This window comes from Aporhodopirellula aestuarii (assembly GCF_023701485.1).
In the GTDB taxonomy this organism is placed as follows: Bacteria; Planctomycetota; Planctomycetia; order Pirellulales; family Pirellulaceae; genus Rhodopirellula; species Rhodopirellula aestuarii.
The window spans coordinates 258,822-276,687 of the sequence record NZ_JAMQBK010000031.1 but is presented as its reverse complement, the minus strand read 5'-3'; the positions used below and the strand labels follow the sequence as shown (position 1 = coordinate 276,687).

The 17,866-nt window shown below is 56.4% G+C and carries 15 protein-coding genes and 1 tRNA gene; 7 read left to right on the top strand and 9 right to left on the bottom strand.

What is annotated here, in order from left to right:
• The first annotated feature begins 20 nt into the window (after positions 1-20).
• The 3 genes from asnB to NB063_RS12875 are packed head-to-tail and all read left to right on the top strand — an operon-like array spanning position 21 to position 3,925.
• Complete coding sequence (asnB, locus tag NB063_RS12885) at positions 21-1,940, top strand: asparagine synthase (glutamine-hydrolyzing) (protein WP_250929131.1); 1,920 nt, start codon at positions 21-23, stop codon at positions 1,938-1,940.
• A 2-nt stretch (positions 1,941-1,942) separates the two neighbouring features.
• Positions 1,943-3,181, top strand: coding sequence for a Zn-dependent hydrolase (locus tag NB063_RS12880; RefSeq protein WP_250929130.1), 1,239 nt, complete (start codon positions 1,943-1,945; stop codon positions 3,179-3,181).
• A gap of 3 nt (positions 3,182-3,184) precedes the next feature.
• Entirely contained in the window at positions 3,185-3,925 is a 741-nt protein-coding gene (locus NB063_RS12875; RefSeq protein ID WP_250929129.1) for a cysteine hydrolase family protein, read from the top strand.
• A gap of 277 nt (positions 3,926-4,202) precedes the next feature.
• Here the strand turns inward: NB063_RS12875 and NB063_RS12870 are convergent.
• Positions 4,203-4,275, bottom strand: a tRNA-Glu gene (locus NB063_RS12870).
• A gap of 334 nt (positions 4,276-4,609) precedes the next feature.
• Complete coding sequence (gene csrA / locus NB063_RS12865; RefSeq protein ID WP_250929128.1) at positions 4,610-4,813, bottom strand: carbon storage regulator CsrA; 204 nt, start codon at positions 4,811-4,813, stop codon at positions 4,610-4,612.
• Positions 4,814-5,021: 208 nt separating this feature from the next.
• On the opposite strand from csrA, the gene NB063_RS12860 reads away from it, so the two are divergent.
• From NB063_RS12860 to NB063_RS12845, 4 genes are all read left to right on the top strand, one after another.
• The gene (locus NB063_RS12860) at positions 5,022-5,399 is read left to right on the top strand and encodes a hypothetical protein (RefSeq protein WP_250929127.1); all 378 of its coding nucleotides are present in this window, start codon (positions 5,022-5,024) and stop codon (positions 5,397-5,399) included.
• 284 nt (positions 5,400-5,683) lie between these two features.
• Positions 5,684-5,899: a hypothetical protein gene (locus NB063_RS12855; RefSeq protein WP_250929126.1), complete on the top strand. Its 216-nt coding sequence runs from the start codon at positions 5,684-5,686 to the stop codon at positions 5,897-5,899.
• Positions 5,900-6,111: 212 nt separating this feature from the next.
• The gene (locus NB063_RS12850; protein WP_250929125.1) at positions 6,112-7,800 is read left to right on the top strand and encodes a TlpA family protein disulfide reductase; all 1,689 of its coding nucleotides are present in this window, start codon (positions 6,112-6,114) and stop codon (positions 7,798-7,800) included.
• 59 nt (positions 7,801-7,859) lie between these two features.
• Positions 7,860-8,105: a hypothetical protein gene (locus NB063_RS12845; RefSeq protein ID WP_250929124.1), complete on the top strand. Its 246-nt coding sequence runs from the start codon at positions 7,860-7,862 to the stop codon at positions 8,103-8,105.
• 139 nt (positions 8,106-8,244) lie between these two features.
• Here the strand turns inward: NB063_RS12845 and NB063_RS12840 are convergent, their stop codons facing one another.
• The 7 genes from NB063_RS12840 to NB063_RS12810 all read right to left on the bottom strand — a co-directional run bounded on the left by NB063_RS12840 (position 8,245) and on the right by NB063_RS12810 (position 17,704).
• The gene (locus NB063_RS12840) at positions 8,245-9,633 is read right to left on the bottom strand and encodes a glycosyltransferase family 4 protein (protein ID WP_250929123.1); all 1,389 of its coding nucleotides are present in this window, start codon (positions 9,631-9,633) and stop codon (positions 8,245-8,247) included.
• Positions 9,634-9,755: 122 nt separating this feature from the next.
• Complete coding sequence (locus NB063_RS12835) at positions 9,756-10,574, bottom strand: FliA/WhiG family RNA polymerase sigma factor (protein ID WP_322975133.1); 819 nt, start codon at positions 10,572-10,574, stop codon at positions 9,756-9,758.
• 132 nt (positions 10,575-10,706) lie between these two features.
• Positions 10,707-10,946 (bottom strand): hypothetical protein, encoded by a 240-nt coding sequence (locus NB063_RS12830; protein WP_250929121.1) that lies wholly within the window; start codon positions 10,944-10,946, stop codon positions 10,707-10,709.
• A gap of 280 nt (positions 10,947-11,226) precedes the next feature.
• Complete coding sequence (gene flhF / locus NB063_RS12825) at positions 11,227-12,420, bottom strand: flagellar biosynthesis protein FlhF (protein ID WP_250929120.1); 1,194 nt, start codon at positions 12,418-12,420, stop codon at positions 11,227-11,229.
• Positions 12,420-14,471, bottom strand: a complete 2,052-nt coding sequence (gene flhA, locus NB063_RS12820; RefSeq protein ID WP_250929151.1) for a flagellar biosynthesis protein FlhA — start codon at positions 14,469-14,471, stop codon at positions 12,420-12,422. The genes flhF and flhA overlap by 1 nt, the downstream gene beginning before the upstream one ends.
• Positions 14,472-14,765: 294 nt before the next feature.
• Positions 14,766-15,668: a hypothetical protein gene (locus tag NB063_RS12815; RefSeq protein ID WP_250929119.1), complete on the bottom strand. Its 903-nt coding sequence runs from the start codon at positions 15,666-15,668 to the stop codon at positions 14,766-14,768.
• 173 nt (positions 15,669-15,841) lie between these two features.
• Complete coding sequence (locus NB063_RS12810) at positions 15,842-17,704, bottom strand: serine/threonine-protein kinase (RefSeq protein ID WP_250929118.1); 1,863 nt, start codon at positions 17,702-17,704, stop codon at positions 15,842-15,844.
• Positions 17,705-17,866: the final 162 nt, after the last annotated feature.

Below are 17,866 nucleotides of genomic sequence, written 5' to 3'. Positions count from 1 at the left end.
TCAGAACTTTTTCATCCTTTATGTGTGGTATCACCGGCTTTTGGAATCCGTCTCGCACCAACGAACGCGACTTGCGGTTCGCCCTCGATCCGATGCTCGATGTGCTCGATCATCGTGGTCCCGATGAACGCGGCAGTCGTTTTTTTCGCGAGCACGGGGTTGCGCTCGGGCACACGCGGTTATCGATCATCGGGCTCGATTGTGGGCACCAGCCGATCGAAACCGGTGACGGAGATTACGCGGTTACCGTCAACGGCGAACTTTACGGGTACAAAAACATTCGCACACGGCTTGCCTGTCAGCAGTACACGTGCAACGGCAAGAGTGACAGCGCGATTACCTTGCCGTTGTACTTGAAACACGGTTTGTCTTTCGTCGAAAAACTCCGCGGTGAATTTGCGATCGTCTTATTCGATCAGCGAGAGAAACGGTTGATCTTGATCCGAGACCGTTTTGGGGTGAAGCCGCTTTACTATCGCTTCGGCGAATCTGGGTTGGTGTGGGGATCGGAAGTGAAGTCGATCCTCAAACACCCCGATGTGGAGCCGCAGCTCTGCCCCAAAGCCGCCGTGCATCAGATGATGCAGGTGATGGTACCCGGTTCGACTTCGTTTAAAGGAGTCGACGCGCTTAAGCCGGGACACATGCTGGTCGCGAGTCTTCGTGGAGACCGTTTGGAAGTCGAAACCAAACGTTGGTGGGATTTTGAATTCCCTGACTCGCACGAGTCCGGTGTCGATCCGAGCGAGTATGTGCAGGGTGTTCAGGATCGTTTGATTGATGCCGTGGCGACCCGTTTGGAAGCCGATGTCCCGGTGGGGTGCTATCTGTCCGGCGGCATCGACAGTTGCTCGATCCTGGGGTTGGCCACCAATTTGCAACAATCGCCGATCAAGGCGTTCACGATTGCTTTTGATAGTGATGAGTACGACGAGTCGAATATCGCTCGCCGGATGGCCGAAAGCACAGGGGCGGAGCAAGAGCTGTTGAGGTTGACCGAAAAGGAACTCTACGGCCCCGCCTTTGAGAGAGCGACATGGCACGCCGAGCGGACGTTTTACAACACGCTCGCCGTTGCGAAGTGGCATATGAGTCGTCGCGTGCGGGCGTGCAATTATAAAGCCGTGATCACCGGTGAAGGTTCCGATGAACTGTTCGGTGGTTATCCGTTCTTCAAACGAGACTGGTTGGGCCGCGACAACGAGGCGGGGATCTTCGCCGGTGCGATTTTGGCCGAAGAGGACCAGACTCACCAAGCATGGCAAGACCTGTGCGGGTTCACCCCGTCGTGGATTCAGCCGTGGATGATGGTGCTGGCGCGGGTCAAGCCGTTATTGAGTTCGCCGATTCACGACATGCTGGAGACGTATGATCCGGTTGCCGAGGTGGCAGAGGCGATCGATCCGAGCATGGTCCGTGGCCGACACCGTCTCGATATCTCCCAGTACACGTGGAGCAAGACGATGCTCGAGGGGCAGATCCTGACATGGGGCGGCGATCGGATGGACATGGCCAATTCGATGGAAGCTCGGCCCGCGTTTTTGGATCATCACGTTGCGGAATACGCGACGACGATTCCACCGGACGTGCGTATCCGTGACGGGGTGGAGAAATGGGTGCTCCGAGAAGCGATGGTGAACGTGTTGCCGCGAGAACTGTACGAACGCAAGAAGTTTGCCTTCATGGCCCCGCCCGCTCATACTGATCCGGTCAAACGCGCGGCCGTGCAAGAGATGATCGATCACTGGTTAACTCCCGAACGCGTTGCGCAGGTCGGTTTGTTTGATCACGATCGTCTGTCGAAGTTCTTGACCGATGCGTGGAACGAGACCGACGGCACGATCGCACGTCGCAACGATATCGTTATGAACCATGCCTTGCAGCTTCACATGTTGCACGGTCAATACGTCGAAGGGCTTCCGCTGCCGGCGGTTGATTGATCATGCCAGCACTTCAGGTCGATTTGCAGAGGATCAAATCGGATATCCTCGCGCTCGCCGAAATTGGACGCGATCCCGCTGACCATGGCATCTATCGGATGGCGTTTACGGACGCGGACATGGAGGGCAAGCGATGGCTGACCGACCAGATCGAGGCGGCGGGGTTGACTCACTCGATCGATGGTGCTGCAAACATTTCGACGAAGATTGAGGGCTCCAGTGAGGCCCCTGAAATCTTGGTTGGATCTCATATCGACACCGTTCCCTGCGCGGGGGCTCTTGATGGCACGCTAGGCGTGATCGCGGGACTGGAGTGTTTGCGGTGTATTCGCGACGCGGGACTTTCGCTCAATCGGACGATTGAGTTGGTGGCGTTCAGTGACGAGGAAGGCCGCTTTGGAGGGATGTTCGGTTCGCAGTCGGTGTGCGGCCAACTGAACCCTGAAAAACTCGCGACGATGACGGACATGAATGGCGTTCGTCTCGAAGAGGAACTGCGGCGACATGGCCTCGATCCGATGGGGGCGTTGGATGCCGCTCGCAATCCGGAGTCAATTGAGGGCTACCTGGAGCTGCACATCGAGCAAGGCCCGGTGCTCGACCGGATCGGCAAACCGGTTGGGATCGTTGACGAAATCACCGGGCTCTTTACGTGGGCGGTCCGCTTCAAGGGTGAGGCCAATCATGCCGGGACGACGCCCATGGACATGCGAAACGACGCCTTCATGGGGCTCGCCGATTTCGCGCACGAAATTCCCCGGATCCTCGACGAGAACGGTAGCGATCGGAGTCGAGCGACGATTGGGAAAGCTCAAATCTTGCCCGGTGCGACCAACACGGTACCCGGATTGGTAGAATTTTCGCTGGATGTGCGGGATACGTCGGAAGGCGTTCTCGAAGAGTTGTCGACCGCGTTTCGCAAAGCGTTGTCGGCAATCGCTCGTCGTCGACACCTGATGTTTGAGTTTGAATTGAAAAGCTACATTGCTCCAGTGCAGTGCAGTGCCAAGATGGTTGAGGCTCTCACCGACCAATGTCGTTTGCTCGGGTTAGAATCAAACACGATGCCCAGTGGCGCCGCTCACGATGCTCAGATCATGGGCAGGATGGTTCCTGTCGGAATGATTTTTGTTCCCAGCAAAGGCGGTCAAAGTCATTCGCCATCGGAATGGACCGCGTGGAAGGACATCGAAGCGGGCGCGAACGTGATGCTCAACACCTTAATCCAATTGGCCAACTGACCTATGACCTACCGCGACGAAGACTCCAATCCTCACGTCGATCCGCTCCGCGATGCCTATCACGAATCGTTTATCGACAACCCCAAGCACATGGAGTTCTTGTCGGAGCGGAACACGGCGTTGCTGTGTATCGATCTGCAGTATCTCGACGCGGCGCCAGGCTGCGGGGTGTTTGCGGATGCCGATGCCAGTGGTGTGACGCCGGAGGCACAGGCGTATTATTTCGAGCGATTGGAAAAGTCCGTACTGCCCGGTGTTCGAAAATTGCAAGATGCGTTTCGCCAGCACGGTCTCGAAGTCATCCACACTCGGATCCAATCGTTAACCCAAAACGGCCGAGATCGAGGAAAGGGACACAAACGATTGCGGTTGTTGGCGCCGCCGGGCTCACGCGAAGCCGATTTCTTGGAGCAGGTTGCGCCCGATCCCGCCTTCGACGAGATCGTCATCAACAAAACGGCGAGCGGTGTTTTTTCGTCAACCAACATTCATTACGTGTTGAAAAATATGGGGATTGAATCGCTGTTTGTTGTTGGTGTTTACACCAACGAATGCGTCGAAACCACGATCCGAGACGCCTGTGATCTCGGGTATCTCGTCACCGTGGTGGAGGATTGCTGTGCGACGGTGACACCGGAATTGCACGAGGCGTCTCTGTCGACTTTGCGTGATCGGTACGCACGCGTTTTGACATTGAATGAAACGCTAGGCGATGTCGATCAAAAAGTCCCGATGCTCGACTGACTGATTTCGGCCCTCCAAGTGATTGCGTTCCCACGTTTTGGTTCGCGTAGGGGGAAGCTCCTGTCTCCTAGGGCACGGCGTCAATTGGCGGAGAGGCCTCCAATTTGACTGGGAGTCCGATCGTCGCTGAATCCAGGGCTTGTCAGGGCCTCGCGTCGCGACGGCGCCGTGGTGAGATTCTCGTGCAGTCACCGGCGATTGTTGCCGAAGAGGCACAAAAAAACCCAGCGTTTCGGAGCTTTGGAAAGCTCTGAAATGCTGGGTGATTTTGAATCAGTGATCCCTACGGGACTCGAACCCGTGTTGCCGCCGTGAAAGGGCAGTGTCCTAGACCGCTAGACGAAGGGACCGTGTTTTTTGGTAGGCAATTTCGCGTTGTCGAAGTTAATGACAACGGCGGTGTTGCACCACCGGTGTGGTTTAGCGTCGCGTTGCCGCGTCGCCGTTTTTGGCTCAATTGCCGTGTGGGCCGAGTTTTAACAAGGAGACGTTAGGTACGTCAAGGGTTCACGGCGGAGTAGTTTAAGAAAACTACGAGGCTCAATCATTGAGATTGCTTGCGGAAATGAATCGACCACGCCAAACTCGTCAAAACGGTTTCTCAACCCCGTTCGGTTGGGAAAAGTCAACGAGGAACCCCCCGCGAGCCCCGCGGAGGTTCAGGCAGAATCGAAAGTCTCGAAACTAACCTTCGACTGAATTGTCGGTCGCTCCCGAAGCCTCGTTGGAACGCTGAATGGCTTCGTAAACTTCGTGTCGGTGAACGGGCACTTCACGGGGCGCCTCAACGCCTAAACGGACTTTATCGCCGCGAATCTCAACAACAACGATTCTAATATCGTTGTTGATGACGATGCTTTCGTTCTTTTTTCTTGACAAAACCAACATGGATTAATTCCTTTTCAAAGGCCGCAGTACCTCTCACAAACGACCCTCCATTTCATTAGTTGGAAGGACAGGTCGTTAAGCACGTATCCGCGGACGGGGATCCTAGAGAACTTTACTCTAGGACAAAAATGGTCGCGGTCAAGGAATTCTGGGTTGACAAACCAATAAAAATCTTCTTTCCATCCAAACTACGCGCGATTTTGTCGAAATGCCAGCTTATTTTTCCTTCCAAGCCTACGTTTACCTCGGTGAAGGCCAACCGATCGGACGCACCCTCGAGCAGGTTGCCGAGAGCATGACCGCCCTGCCAGGACTTTTTTTTGAGTGGGATGGTTCGCTGACTTGGGCGAATCAGGCCGACGGGTGGCAAATTGATGCGACCGTTTTCGACGACGGGACGCAGGTGCAATATGTCGATCTGCACGGCCGGGCGGCGACCAAGGACGGCTGTCGAGTGCTCAACCAAAGGCTCAACGAGCTATTTGGGACTTGGGGAAACAAGGAGGACCTCAGGCTGATGCGATTGCCCGATCGTCGATGGCAAGATTTACAAGACTTTGCAAAAGAGTCCGTTTCTGACGGTTGATCGGAGGGCGGTTGTCGACCAGCGACCAATTTTTCGCCACGTCGGTACAGGGCGGTCGCCTGCGGCAGGTAGCAGTCCCGCCTATCTTTTTGCGGTATTAAGCGTGATTTGCGATCAAAATCACGCACCGATCGGGGCGTCAGAAAAGAAATGGTGGATTTTGTTGCCGCGATCAAGGTGTTTTGGCACGGGGTCTGCATTAGGTGGAATCATCGTTACAAACGGAACCGGATTCTTTCAGGCATTCGGAACGACTTAACATCTAATTTTCAGGAAGAACTCCCATGTTGACCGCAACCGCTACTGCCACCGAATACGTCTCGCAAGCCGCCGAATCGGCTCAAAATGAGACTCCGCTTACCGATGTTGAGATCCTCCGTCGGGTTCGCCGAATCCAAAGCGGTTGGTCAGTGTCGGAACGAATGGATCGCCGGATGGAAGCGAATCGTCGTTTCGCAAGTCTGTTGGAAACACTGGCGTTGGATCATCACGCGGCCTGATCGAGCAATCTGAGACACGCGGGTTTCCGGCTGGTTCGAGATCGGTTTAGACTGCCGGTTTTCGTATCCTCAGCGGGTAAATCAGCGTGCAAAATCAATTCTCAAGAAGCCCCGTGTTGTTCGAACGGTCCGTGTTTTTTGAACGGCCTGTTTTATGTCAACGGTTGGGGTGCTCGCATCTCAAGTGGTGCTTGCAGGTCTGTGGCAGGAGTGTGATTCTTGCGGCCCTGAGTTTTGCCACCCTGAGTATGGTGGGTTGCGGGAGATCTGACTCGGGTGCCGTCACGCCAGGCACATCGACGACCCAAAACGACGTTTCTCCCCCGGAGCAGCCGCAGTCACCCGTCTCCGGTCCATCCGCCGACACACGCCCACCGGGTACTTCCCCCTCGCCATCGAACGCCGCTTCGCGAGATAGTTCGGCCGATCGAGTCGATGAGACCGTTGCTCAACCGCAGCAGGAAAGGACGTGGAATGAGCCGATCCAGAGCGGCCGTTCGCAGACGCCTCGCGGTGTCACCCCCGCGCCAGGTCTGCAACTGAAATCGAGTTTGAGTCCCGCCCAGCTTGTCGACTTCCTCGGGGAAGTGGATCGCGAACTGCGAACGCTGATTAGCGGGCAATCCGGAATCACCGACCCGAAGGCGTTTGAATCAGAAGTCGAACGCGTCGTTGCGCTCAAGAAGGTTGCGTCAGAACGATTGATGGACGATGCCGATGCCAGTGCGTCGGACCGGGTTATCGGACGTCGAGGTTTCTTGCAATCGTTGTCCCACCTTGCTTCGATGGGCGATCTCAAAGCGGCTGAGGACCTGCAAGCGTTTGCTGAGAAATATCGCGCCGATCCGAGTCCCGAGTTGAGATCCGATAGTCAACTTGTGCTGATCGGTTTCGCGATCGAGTCGCTGCGTCACGGGAAAGAGGGGGCGGCGGAGCGAGTGCTGAAATTGGTTGAAGAGTTGATGGATGATGAGCGACCGGTCGATGTGGCAACGTTGATGGTTTTGGGCCAAGCGAAAGACACGCTGTTGCAGTACGAACGCTCCGCAGAGGCTGCGGAAGTACGGCGGTTGATTTTGGAGCGATTTGGCTCTTCAGAAAACGCTGAGGTCGCGCGTATGGCTGCGATGATCGCCTCTTCAGGGTTTTCTCAAGCGGAGACGGCGATCGAGCATCTTGATCAGCTTCGCCAACAATTTGTGGCCAAAGCGAGACCAGCCGAAGGAGTGGTCGCGGAAGACTTGCCGGCCGTGACGGTTGAAATGTGGACAAAAGCAGTCGATGCGGTGTTGGCCCAACCGGCCGATTTGTTGACGGCGGAGTTTCTGGCGGGCGCGACTTTGGAGGCCGAAGCAGTCGGGCGGGGGGATATCGCCACCGCAACCTATGATGCCTTGAAACGCGAGTTGTCTGATCGGTCCGATGCGGTGGGACGTGTCGCACGAACGGCATTGAAGGCGCGCGAGAATCGTGAGAACGTGATTGGTGAGGTGATCGATCCCGACTTGCCATCGGTTGACGGACGACCACTAAACATGGCGGACTATCGGGGGAAGGTCGTCTTGATGCCGTTTTGGTCGACGGCGTTTCCTGATTCATTAATTGTCTTGCCGAACCTATTAGAAATCCAAGAACGCTATCCCGATCGCGTTGCCATTGTCGGTATGAATCTGGATGTGGTTGGAACGAGCGTGATGGGATTCGTGGAGCAGGAGAAGCTGACTTTTCCCAGTTTTCGCAGCGAGTCCGACCCCAGTGCGGAAATTGTTAACGATGTTGCTTACCGTTTCGGCGCCGTTACGCTGCTCTTTGTGGCGGTGATTGATCAGGAGGGCAAAGTACGGCATCTTGATTTTTCCGGTCGAGATTTGACGTCAGAGGTCGAAAAGCTGATCCGTTGAACTAAAATTTACTGAAAGCCCCTTTCACGGAATTGATTTCATCAACCATCAGTTTTGCCATGTCGGCCACCTCAGTCATGCAATTCATCGAGCTTACCGGAAAGACGTTGTTAGACGTCATTAACGAAGGCGAAATCGATATGCGTTCCTTGCGTGAGGCGGGCGTGAACGGTGATTCTATTTTGCGCATCAACAGATTCGGTGAGATCGAATTGCGCGACCGCAACGAATGGGTGATGGTAGGCGGTCTGATAGGCAACTTCGAAGAGCGGTTAAGGAAGTTGACAAAGCTCGATTGGTTGTAGTTGCCGTCTTCGAGTCGGTGAGAACCTGCTCTCCTGTGCGTGAGTAAAAGAATGGTCTCATCGATGAGCATCGCTGAACAATCAAGGCAACGTTGTGATTGAGGCCACGAAGCGCCTTCGGAGTGCGATGTGAAAGGGCCTAATTCTTTGTTTTGATCAACGCAGTCATTTGATCGCGTTGATGTCTTGTCACTCGTGTATAACGCGAGGCGTGTTTCGCCGCGGCGTCGGTTTGCTCGATCAACGTTGTGTAAAGTTTGCGGATCTCGTCCGTCATCGTTTGATGACGGAACTGGTCGGTGAAGCGACGTTGCCCCGTTTCTCCCTGACGCAGTCGCAGGTCGGGATTGGTAGCGAGGTGGGTGATCCGATCGGCTAGGTTTTTTTCGTCGCCCGGGGCGATGAGATAACCGGTTTCGTCGTTGATGACAACTTCGCGTGCGCCGTCGATGTCATAGCTGATGGTCGGTTTGCCCGCGATGAGCGCCTGCGGGAGCGCGCGGGCGAGTCCCTCGCGATATGACGTGTGCACGAGCATGTCCATCGCTCCGATCATCGCGGGGACTTCACTGGGAGGAACGAGGCCCGTGAAGATGAAATTTTCGGTTAAGCCCAAGGCAGCGATTTGTTCTTGCAGTGGCCCGCGGAGGATGCCGTCTCCGACAAGGAGGAAGCGAACGTTCGGGCATGCTTGAGCAACGACACGTGCGGCGCGAACGAGGTCTTCATGACCTTTGAGATGAAACAGGCGAGCGATTTTACCGACGACGACATGTTCGTCACGGATGCCATATTTTTGGCGAGTTTGTTCACGGTGATCGTTAGCGTGTAGGAACGGTTCGACGTCCATGCCACTGCTGATCGTGGTGAACTGCTCACGCGGGGCGACTCCCGCGTTCACCATCAGATCGGTCATTGCATCGGCAACCGAGATCATATGATGGCATCGTCGCGCCGCCCATCTTTCACACTCGATAAAGAATCGCCGGGCGGCTGCGGATTGATAGTCGTGGAACGGTGCACCGTGCACGGTGTGGACGACAATGGGGCGTTGTTCGGAGGATGATTGATAAAGTCTCCACCCGACGTGGCGTCCGAGGAGTCCACCCTTGGCGCTGTGCGTGTGAACGACATCGGGGCGGAAGTCTTGCAGTACTCGGCGGAGCGTTTTAGCGGCACGCCAATCATGACCGGGATGGATTGCACGTCGGAGCGAATCGACGATACGAACGGGGACGCCGCGATAGTCGAATTGCTCCGGCATAGACGCCTTCGTTGCGGTAGAAGCCGCCCTGCCCTGCCCTCCCCTGCCCTGCCCTGCTTTGCCCTGCTCTGCTTTGCCCTGCTCTGGGGCGGTCGAATTGGCGTGAGATCCCCGCCCGAGCAGGTCTCCTTCGGGGCCCGTTTCCGGTCCACAAACGAGCAAGACCTCGTCGCCGTGATCGGCGACGAGGTCTTGGCAATTGAACAGTGTATTTTCTTGGGCGCCGCCGATGATCATTCGGGTGATCACATGAGCGATACGCATGGAAAGGACAACGGCTGCAGGTAACGGGTGCGGGGGAAGTTGCCTTTATAGGTGATCGGCTGAAGAGAGTCACCACCTGGCACGATCGGCCCGCGAGCCGAAGCCGGTTCCTTTGCTTGTTATTAGGCGCCGAACTCCAGTCGTCGGACACCGAGTTGTTGTTGCAACCGGGTCACGATGGAGGTGTGCATCTGGCTGACACGAGATTCGGAGAGATCGAGCGTGGCACCAATCTCTTTCATCGTCAGCTCTTCGTAGTAGTAGAGGATGATGATCAGGCGTTCGTTGCGATTGAGGCCCTTGGTGACGAGCCGCATGAGGTCGGTCTTCTGAACACGACGGGTTGGGTCTTCACCCTTTTTGTCTTCAAGAATGTCGATCTCGCGGACGTCTTTATAGCTGTCCGTTTCGTACCACTTCTTGTTGAGAGAGACGACACCGACGGCGTTGGCTTCGGTTTGCATTTTCTCGACTTCTTGGATGTCGAGTTCCATGTGGTTGGCGAGTTCGGCAACCGTTGGTGCTCGTCCGAAACGCGTTTCGAGCGTCTTGGTTGCGGCGCTAAGCTTGCTCGCTTTGCTGCGAACGAGGCGGGGCACCCAGTCCATCGTGCGGAGTTCGTCGAGCATGGCTCCGCGGATACGCGGGACACAGTAGGTCTCAAATTTAACGCCACGATCACGATCGTAAGCGTCGATGGCGTCCATCAAACCGAAGATGCCAGCGCTGATCAGGTCGTCGAGTTCGACGCCATCAGGGAGACGCTGCCAGATGCGTTCACCGTTGTAGCGAACCAACGGCATGAAACGCTCGACGAGTTGATTACGCAAACTCTCGTAGTCGGGATGGTCTTTCGTGACAGCTTTGAATGAATCCCAGACTTTGGCGATTTCTTCGTCGACGGGGGCAGCGGCGGGCATCGAATCCTCCATGATGATCACTGATCGCCAGATGTATCCGACCGAACCTTCGGTTGGACAGAGTTGTCTGACGATGGAATTTTTCTACTTAACAATTCGTTTGAAGCGTGGTGCGATGAAGCGAGGCGGCCTTGCCTCGATTTCATTGCTGCTTCAGGGGGTGGGTTCGTTGGTCGTGATGCCGGCGCCAGCTTCTCGCTTAGCGACTTCATCTCGATACCACTGAACCCGGTTGCGATACAAGTTTTCTACGGCATCACGGACGAGGTAGTCCGCAATCGCACCGGTGATGGCTCCGATACCCAAGAAGATGATCAGGGTGGCGATCGCTTCTTGAGCTACTTCGACTGCCAATTGACCATGGAGCGCGCCGCGTAGGATGACAATTCCCATCGCGAGTGATCCAAGTGAAATGGCGAGCGTCCGTATCAACAGTCAACTCCGGTCATCGAGTGGTCGGTTCGTGAGAACGTTTCCACACGGATGCGTCTTGTTTCCCAAATTCGTTAAACGGACTCATGAAAAAAAGACTCAAGTGAGTTTTGCATTTCACGTTCCGCGTCAGTTCATGTTATCGGCTACAGGGTGTTGGGTTCTTTAGGTGAAAACGAGTGATTTGTTCTTAGTTGCTGGTATCTCGCCATCGGACACGCCGAGCGAACACAAACGGGCCTTACGCCGCTTCGCCAAAGGAAACGGCTTGAGGAGTCATTGGCAGCAGTGATGTGACCAAGTGCGGTGCATCTGCGACGGCGATGTCATCGGGTACCTGTTGTCCATGAGTGATGTAACTCAGCGGTGTTGACAGGTATCGTTCGCCCGCCGTCAGTGCGGAGAGGACGCCAGCGGTGTGAGGCGTTTCATCGAGTTTCGTCAGGATGACCGAGGTGGCACGTACGGGGGCAAACCCGCTGAGTGTCGACAGGATATTTTCGCTCGAGCTGGTGGCGCTCAAGACGAGATGTGTTTCGTCGGGGTGGGCGGCGCGAAGGAAGTCGGCCAATTGATCGATTCTTGCATCGCTACGTGGGCTGCGGCCGGCCGTGTCGATCAATACGAGATCAACATCGCCGAGCTGGTCCATGGCCGACTGCATTTGATCGGGTGATTCAACGACCTGCATCGGCAGGTCCATGATCTCCGCATAAGCTTTGAGTTGTTGGACCGCCGCGATGCGGTACGTATCGATCGTCAGCAGGCCGACTCGGCGACGCGCTTCGATTCGAAATCCTGCAGCGAGTTTGGCAACCGTGGTCGTCTTGCCGACACCGGTGGGGCCGACCAAAGCAACGACATGGCGTTCGCCAGGTTGGGTCCGGATCGGACCGCAAAGATTCAGTTCACGGGCAACGGCTCGTTGAAGGTGTTCGAGACGTTCGGTGCTGCCGAGCGGATCGCTGTGAGGATCACCGACGTTGGCGGCAAAGCTCGTCGCCGATGCGAGCCAACGACGGATCACCGGTTCGGCGACGCCGGCTTGGCGGAGCGGACCGACGAGCGGATCGACCGAGAGCGGGTCCACTTCGGTCGCTCGGTCGGAGTATTGGGCGGCCATCGGATAGGTGTCACGATAGGTTGCCGAAGGAGCCGACACGATGTCGGAATCGGTCGCCGGTTGACGGTATCCATGGATCGAACGCACGTCTTGAGGACGTGGCGTGTCGGTATCGTTTTCCGACGAAGGCGATGGAAATTCGCCAGAGTTTCGGTATCCGGCGATCACTTCGACTTGGGTGCGGCCGAGCCAACCGAGCCAACCGTCTCGGATCTGACGTGTGTGCAGCACCGAAGCATCCGGACCCATCTGGTCACGGATGTCGGCCAATGCGGCTTGCAGATTCGCTGCTTTGAAAGTTCGTATGGACATCAATCACTCACCACGCCGTGCGACTGGATTTGCGTATCCTGCGTGATTTCGTTGTAGGAAAGGATACGTACGCGGGGCATCGATGCGGCAATGATCTGGCGCAGACCGGGACGAATCCGCGGACTGACCAAAACGACCGGGTGATGACCCAACGTGATTAGTTTCTTAACACCAATGGAGATTTTTTTGCAAGTCGAGTCGACAGCCGATGGGCTCATCCGAATAAAAAGCCCACGGTCGGTATGTTCAATGCCTGCCGCGATGCGGTCTTCCATCGCCGGGTCGAGCGCGATGACGTGCAGTTGGCCGTATTCGTCGCGGTACCGCGTGCTGATTGTGCGGGCGAGTCGATGACGTACGTACTCGCTGAGGAAGATCGGGTCCTTGGTTTTCGACGCGTGGTCACCGAGCGTTTCGAGAATGATCGAAAGTTGTCGGATCGGGACATCTTCCCGCAGCAAAGTCTGCAGCACCTGTTGCACATCGCTGACCTTCAAGACACCGGGAATCAGTTCATCTACAACCGCCGGAGCGGCTTGTTTGAGTTCGTCGATGAGATGTTTGGTGGCGTCACGGGTGAGTAATTCATCAGCGTGACGACGTGCGATCTCTTGCAAGTGTGTCGCCAAGACGGCACCGGGTTCGACTGTCGTGTAGCCATAAATGGCGGCTTGTTCGCGGCGGATCGGATCGATCCAGACGGCGGGTTCGCCAAACGTCGGGTCACGCGTCGGTTCACCGTCAATCACGCCGGTGGTATGCCCGCTGTCGATCGCGAGCAAGCTGTCCGGTAAAACGCGTTCGGTCGCAATCGGGTTTCCGGCAATCCGGATTTCGTATTGGTTGTCATCGAGGTTCATATCATCGCGGATACGAACCTTGGGCAGCACAATGCCGATGTCCCCTGCCATGGCGTTACGCACGCCGGTGATCCGTTGCATCAAATCGCCGCCGCGAGCGGGGTCGGCGAGTGAAAGAAGGCCGAGGCCGATCGCCAGTTCCATCGGATCGACGGCGAGAAAGTCTTCGACACGCTTGTCCGGAGGCGCTGCCGCAGCCGCCGCTTGAGCATCCTCGGAAGCTTGTTCATCAAACTGATCTTGAGCGCGTTGCCGACGCAGGACGACAGCCAGCCCGATGCAGCCGGCACCGAGTGTGGCCATTGGAACCGTGGGCAGGTTCGTCAGGATCAACAGTGAGAGAAATCCGCCTGCGACCGCGAGTGCTTTTGGATTGCTAAAGAGTTGTTGGAGGAATTGTTCAGGTAGGTTCGCTTTGCGAGCGCTCCGCGTCACCAACAAACCGGCGGCCAATGAGATCAACAGCGCCGGCACTTGGCTGACCAACCCGTCACCGATCGTGAGTTTGGTAAACAGTTCAGCGGCTTCGGCGATGGTCATGTCGTAACGCATCACCCCGATGTACAAACCGCCGGCGACGTTCACGAGCGTGATCACGATACCGGCAACCGCATCCCCGCGGACAAACTTACTCGCACCGTCCATCGCCCCGTAAAAATCTGCTTGCGACGCCACCTCTTCGCGGCGCTGCTGGGCTTGTTTTTCGTCGATGGTTCCGGCGTTGAGGTCGGCGTCGATCGCCATCTGCTTGCCCGGCATCCCGTCCAATGCGAAACGCGCGGCGACTTCACTGATCCGAGTTGCACCTTTGGTGATCACGATGAACTGAATCAACACGATGATCACGAAGATAATGATTCCGATTTCGATCCGGTCCCCAGCGACGAATTCACCGAAACCCTGGATCACGCCTCCGACCGCCGAACTATCTCCGGATTCCGTGCTCGTTAAAATCAACCTCGTTGTGGCGACGTTGAGGACCAAGCGGGCGAGCGTCGTGGCCAGCAGGAGCGACGGGAAAATGCTGAATTCGAGTGGCGTTTGGACGTAGACCGTTGTCAACAGCACGATCACACCGACCGTGATATTGGTAGCGAGCAAAAGGTCCATCAACAGCGGTGGTAGTGGCACCAGGATGACTACGAGGCAACCGATGATGCCCATCGGCAACACCAGATCGCGGTAGCGCATCACCCACTGCATGGACGTTCCTTCGTCGAAAAATTTATGTTGATGGTTGGGGAATCTGCGGTCGCCCTACCCTGCCCCGCCATTCGCGGGGCGTCGTCCTCAAGAAGGGAACGGCCGAGAAAACCGACGGTAGCAAAACCCGGTCGTGGAGGGCCAGATCGTTCGTCGGCGGTCCAAACGAAGACCGAAGAAACGCTTCGACGCTTTCACTCTCTTGGCGAAAGTGGGGAATCCGCTATCGGATCCGCCGTCAGCACGAGCGTGGACGACGAGGGGCAAACGAGTTGCCGCGTTTTAAGCTTGAACCTTCACACCGGCAAACGCTTTGCCGAGTCCGAGGGCTTTGATTTCCGACTGAATCATCACCGGATCGGGGGTTTCGAGCGTCTGGGCAACTTCGTCGGCGATTTGCTGAGCAAATCGAATTCTCGCCAATTCGAGTTGGCTTTTGACTTCATCTGGTTTGACTTTACGGCCCGTGGTGGAGGCGACGCGTCCGGCCCAAGATTCTAATGATTCGTTGGGGTAAGCCATCGCGACGCGTAGCACGTCGTGAATAAGATCCTCACGAGGTGGTTCTCCGCCTTCGGGGAGCGTATGGGTGATGCGATCGTAGCGGCGGGCGTGTTGGTATCGTTCGAGGGAACGCCAGCTTCGTTGCAAAATTCCATCCCGCCAATAGGCCCGCCATTGGGGTGACTCCAGTTGGGCCAGTTCCATTTTGGGGGGGACAGGAGCGTTCGTAGACTCGGCGATTTCGAGCGAGTCGTTTTTGCCACCACCCTGGACGGCTTCGTCGTAACGAGCTTTTGCGGCCGAGCGGATCCCGCGAACCAAAAAGTCTCGTAGCCGTCCTCTGTCATGCCCGCTGAAGCCGGCTTTTACCAAATGAGCGACGAGGATCGACAACGCACGGTCGGCTTCTTTCTCGCCACCAACGACATCCAGCATCAAGCGTCGCATCGGGGTGAGATACCGCAGAACGTACCCCGCGGCACTCCCGGCACCTGTCCACGTTTGTTTCGACCGTGCCAAGTGCACGCTGCTGGAGGTCGTGATCCATTGGCTGCTCGAAAGTGTTGCAGTGGAAGAGCTGCCTGATCCCGAATTGCTAGCAAATTGATCAACAACGCCCGAGCGTTTGCTACCCGCCGCGGCATCGGATTTGTCGACAGAGGAGGCTGACGCTTCGTTCATTCGCGTATTCTAACCCCGAATCCTCGCTTGTGGTGGTGAAGTTTGCCTTAAAGGGTGTTTGAGGCGGTATTCTTCCAGAATATTATTGGCTGGGTAGAGAGAAACGAAAAATTTTTTTCGGCCAGATCAATGCTCAGCAAGAAACGCAGCATCAATTGTGCCAGATAGGTCGTTTACTTGCGTGGTTTCACAGTAAATTCGAGTTCTTGCTCCATGACCTTCCTCCCATTCGGTATCTGCAGTTCAAAGCGGACAGTGTATTTTCCAGGCGTCAGCCCTTGGGTTGGGAACTGCACGGGGAGGACGGATGATTGGCCGGGCGGGGGCAGACGTTTGGCTGATACGTGTTGTGGGAACGCGGGTTGGGTCACATTGGAGGAGCCCTCCTGCTGTAGGTACGTCACGATGCTGACGACCTTTTTGGCGTTCTGATGAATTCTCCGCGGGTCCTCGTCTTCAGAGGTCGCCTCGTTCGCCAGGCGAAGACTAAAGCGGGTGAAGTTGCCCGCGAGGACACTGCGGCTGCCTTCGATTTCGTCTTTCAAAACGATGGGTGCGATCGACGTAACGGTGACTTCGGGGGATTCGTTTGCCGATGTCGTTGTCCCAGCAGATGAGACCGAGTTAGTTCGTGATTCTCCTGACGAATTCGAATGAGCCGGCACTTGCGGGGTTTGATCCGACACGATCGGGCGGGCGACCTGAGCCGCCCGGTTCGGACGAAACCACAGATAGCTACCCAGCCCCAAAGTGAGCAGCGTCGCCGAAACGATCGACACGATGATCCAGGGCCAATTACCGAATCTCGATTCCTCGTCATCGAGTAATTCCAATTCATCCAGTTCGTGCGAATCTGCACCGATAGGAGGCGACTCAGCTGATTCCTCGCTCGTCACATCGCCTGGAAATGAAGTCGAAACATCGGGGGTGCCAGCGATTGAATTGGGAGGGGTCGAGTCATTGGACTCGCCGGGCCTCTCAACGCTCGGCTGCTCGCGAAGGGGAACGGCGTTTTGCTCGGAGACGGAATTTTCCGGTGGCGGTGTATCGATTCGCTCCGATTGTTTTTTTGATCCCCGCCGTCGCGATCGCTTGCGGGATTTGCCCGCGCCGAGATCGTCGGGGGCGACTTTGATGTCGAGCAGACGTTGTTTGCCGTGTCGGATCTCGTCCGCTACGGCATCGAGTCGATCGACGAGTTGTTTGGCGGTGGCAACTCGGTGATGGGGGTCTTTGCTGAGTAGCTGGAGAATCAGTTTGCCGAGCAGTTCGGGGACGTCGATGCCGTGATCGACGAACGGGATTGGGGGTTGGTTGATGATCGCGATCAGTTGCGACGCGACCTTGTCGCCTACGCAGGGGAGTTGCCCGGTACAGAGTTGATACATGACGACTCCGAGCCCGTACAAATCGGTCCGTTCGTCGACCGGATCGTTGCTGGCTTGTTCGGGCGACAGGTATCCGAGCGTGCCGACGACGCTGCCGACGCCGGATAGGCGATCGATGCCGTTTCCCATCAGCGCGAGTCCGAAGTCGAGAATCTTGATCCGATCTTGCGGGGATTGCATCCATAGGTTTGCTGGTTTGATGTCGCGATGCACGATCCCTCGTTGGTGTGCGGCATCGAGGCCGAGGGCGGTTTGTTTGGCGATCTCGATGATTTCGAAGTGGTCGAAATGCCGGCCCTCTTGGACCCATTGTTCGATTGTGCGTCCGTGCAGCAGTTCCATTGCCATGTACGGCGTTCGCTGATGCTGACCGACCTCGAAAATCACGGCAACATTGTCGTGATGGATCGCCGCCATGGATCGGGCTTCGGCGACGAATCGCTTGCGGCTGTGGTTGGTGGACGCAAACTTTGGGTTCATCACCTTGATTGCGACGGTGCGTCGCAAGCGGGTGTCCTCCGCTTGGAACACCTGACCCATGCCTCCAACGCCCAAAAGACCGGTGACCCGGTAGGGGCCGAGCCGGCCCAGTTCACCTTCGAGCAGGGGTGGGTCGAGGAATTCGATATCGGCGGTCGAAACGGCCATGTGGGTCCCGCGTGATCAGTCGAACAGGAGCGTGCACGTGCAGGGTAAATCGGGGTGAGCTGCGAATCCAGTCTCGCGGGCTCGGGAAGTCGCGAATTATTCGGAGAGGAAACGTGGATCACCGGTTGGGTGGCTTTCGCCCTCCGCTTTTCCAGACCACCG

Coding starts and splice junctions, on each gene's coding strand:
- asnB (WP_250929131.1), top strand. CDS start 21: ATGTGTGGTATCACCGGCTTTTGGAATCCGTCTCGCACCAACGAACGC.
- NB063_RS12880 (WP_250929130.1), top strand. CDS start 1,943: ATGCCAGCACTTCAGGTCGATTTGCAGAGGATCAAATCGGATATCCTC.
- NB063_RS12875 (WP_250929129.1), top strand. CDS start 3,185: ATGACCTACCGCGACGAAGACTCCAATCCTCACGTCGATCCGCTCCGC.
- csrA (WP_250929128.1), bottom strand. CDS start 4,813: ATGTTGGTTTTGTCAAGAAAAAAGAACGAAAGCATCGTCATCAACAAC.
- NB063_RS12860 (WP_250929127.1), top strand. CDS start 5,022: ATGCCAGCTTATTTTTCCTTCCAAGCCTACGTTTACCTCGGTGAAGGC.
- NB063_RS12855 (WP_250929126.1), top strand. CDS start 5,684: ATGTTGACCGCAACCGCTACTGCCACCGAATACGTCTCGCAAGCCGCC.
- NB063_RS12845 (WP_250929124.1), top strand. CDS start 7,860: ATGTCGGCCACCTCAGTCATGCAATTCATCGAGCTTACCGGAAAGACG.
- NB063_RS12840 (WP_250929123.1), bottom strand. CDS start 9,633: ATGCGTATCGCTCATGTGATCACCCGAATGATCATCGGCGGCGCCCAA.
- NB063_RS12830 (WP_250929121.1), bottom strand. CDS start 10,946: ATGGGAATTGTCATCCTACGCGGCGCGCTCCATGGTCAATTGGCAGTC.
- flhF (WP_250929120.1), bottom strand. CDS start 12,420: ATGTCCATACGAACTTTCAAAGCAGCGAATCTGCAAGCCGCATTGGCC.
- flhA (WP_250929151.1), bottom strand. CDS start 14,471: ATGCGCTACCGCGATCTGGTGTTGCCGATGGGCATCATCGGTTGCCTC.
- NB063_RS12815 (WP_250929119.1), bottom strand. CDS start 15,668: ATGAACGAAGCGTCAGCCTCCTCTGTCGACAAATCCGATGCCGCGGCG.
- NB063_RS12810 (WP_250929118.1), bottom strand. CDS start 17,704: ATGGCCGTTTCGACCGCCGATATCGAATTCCTCGACCCACCCCTGCTC.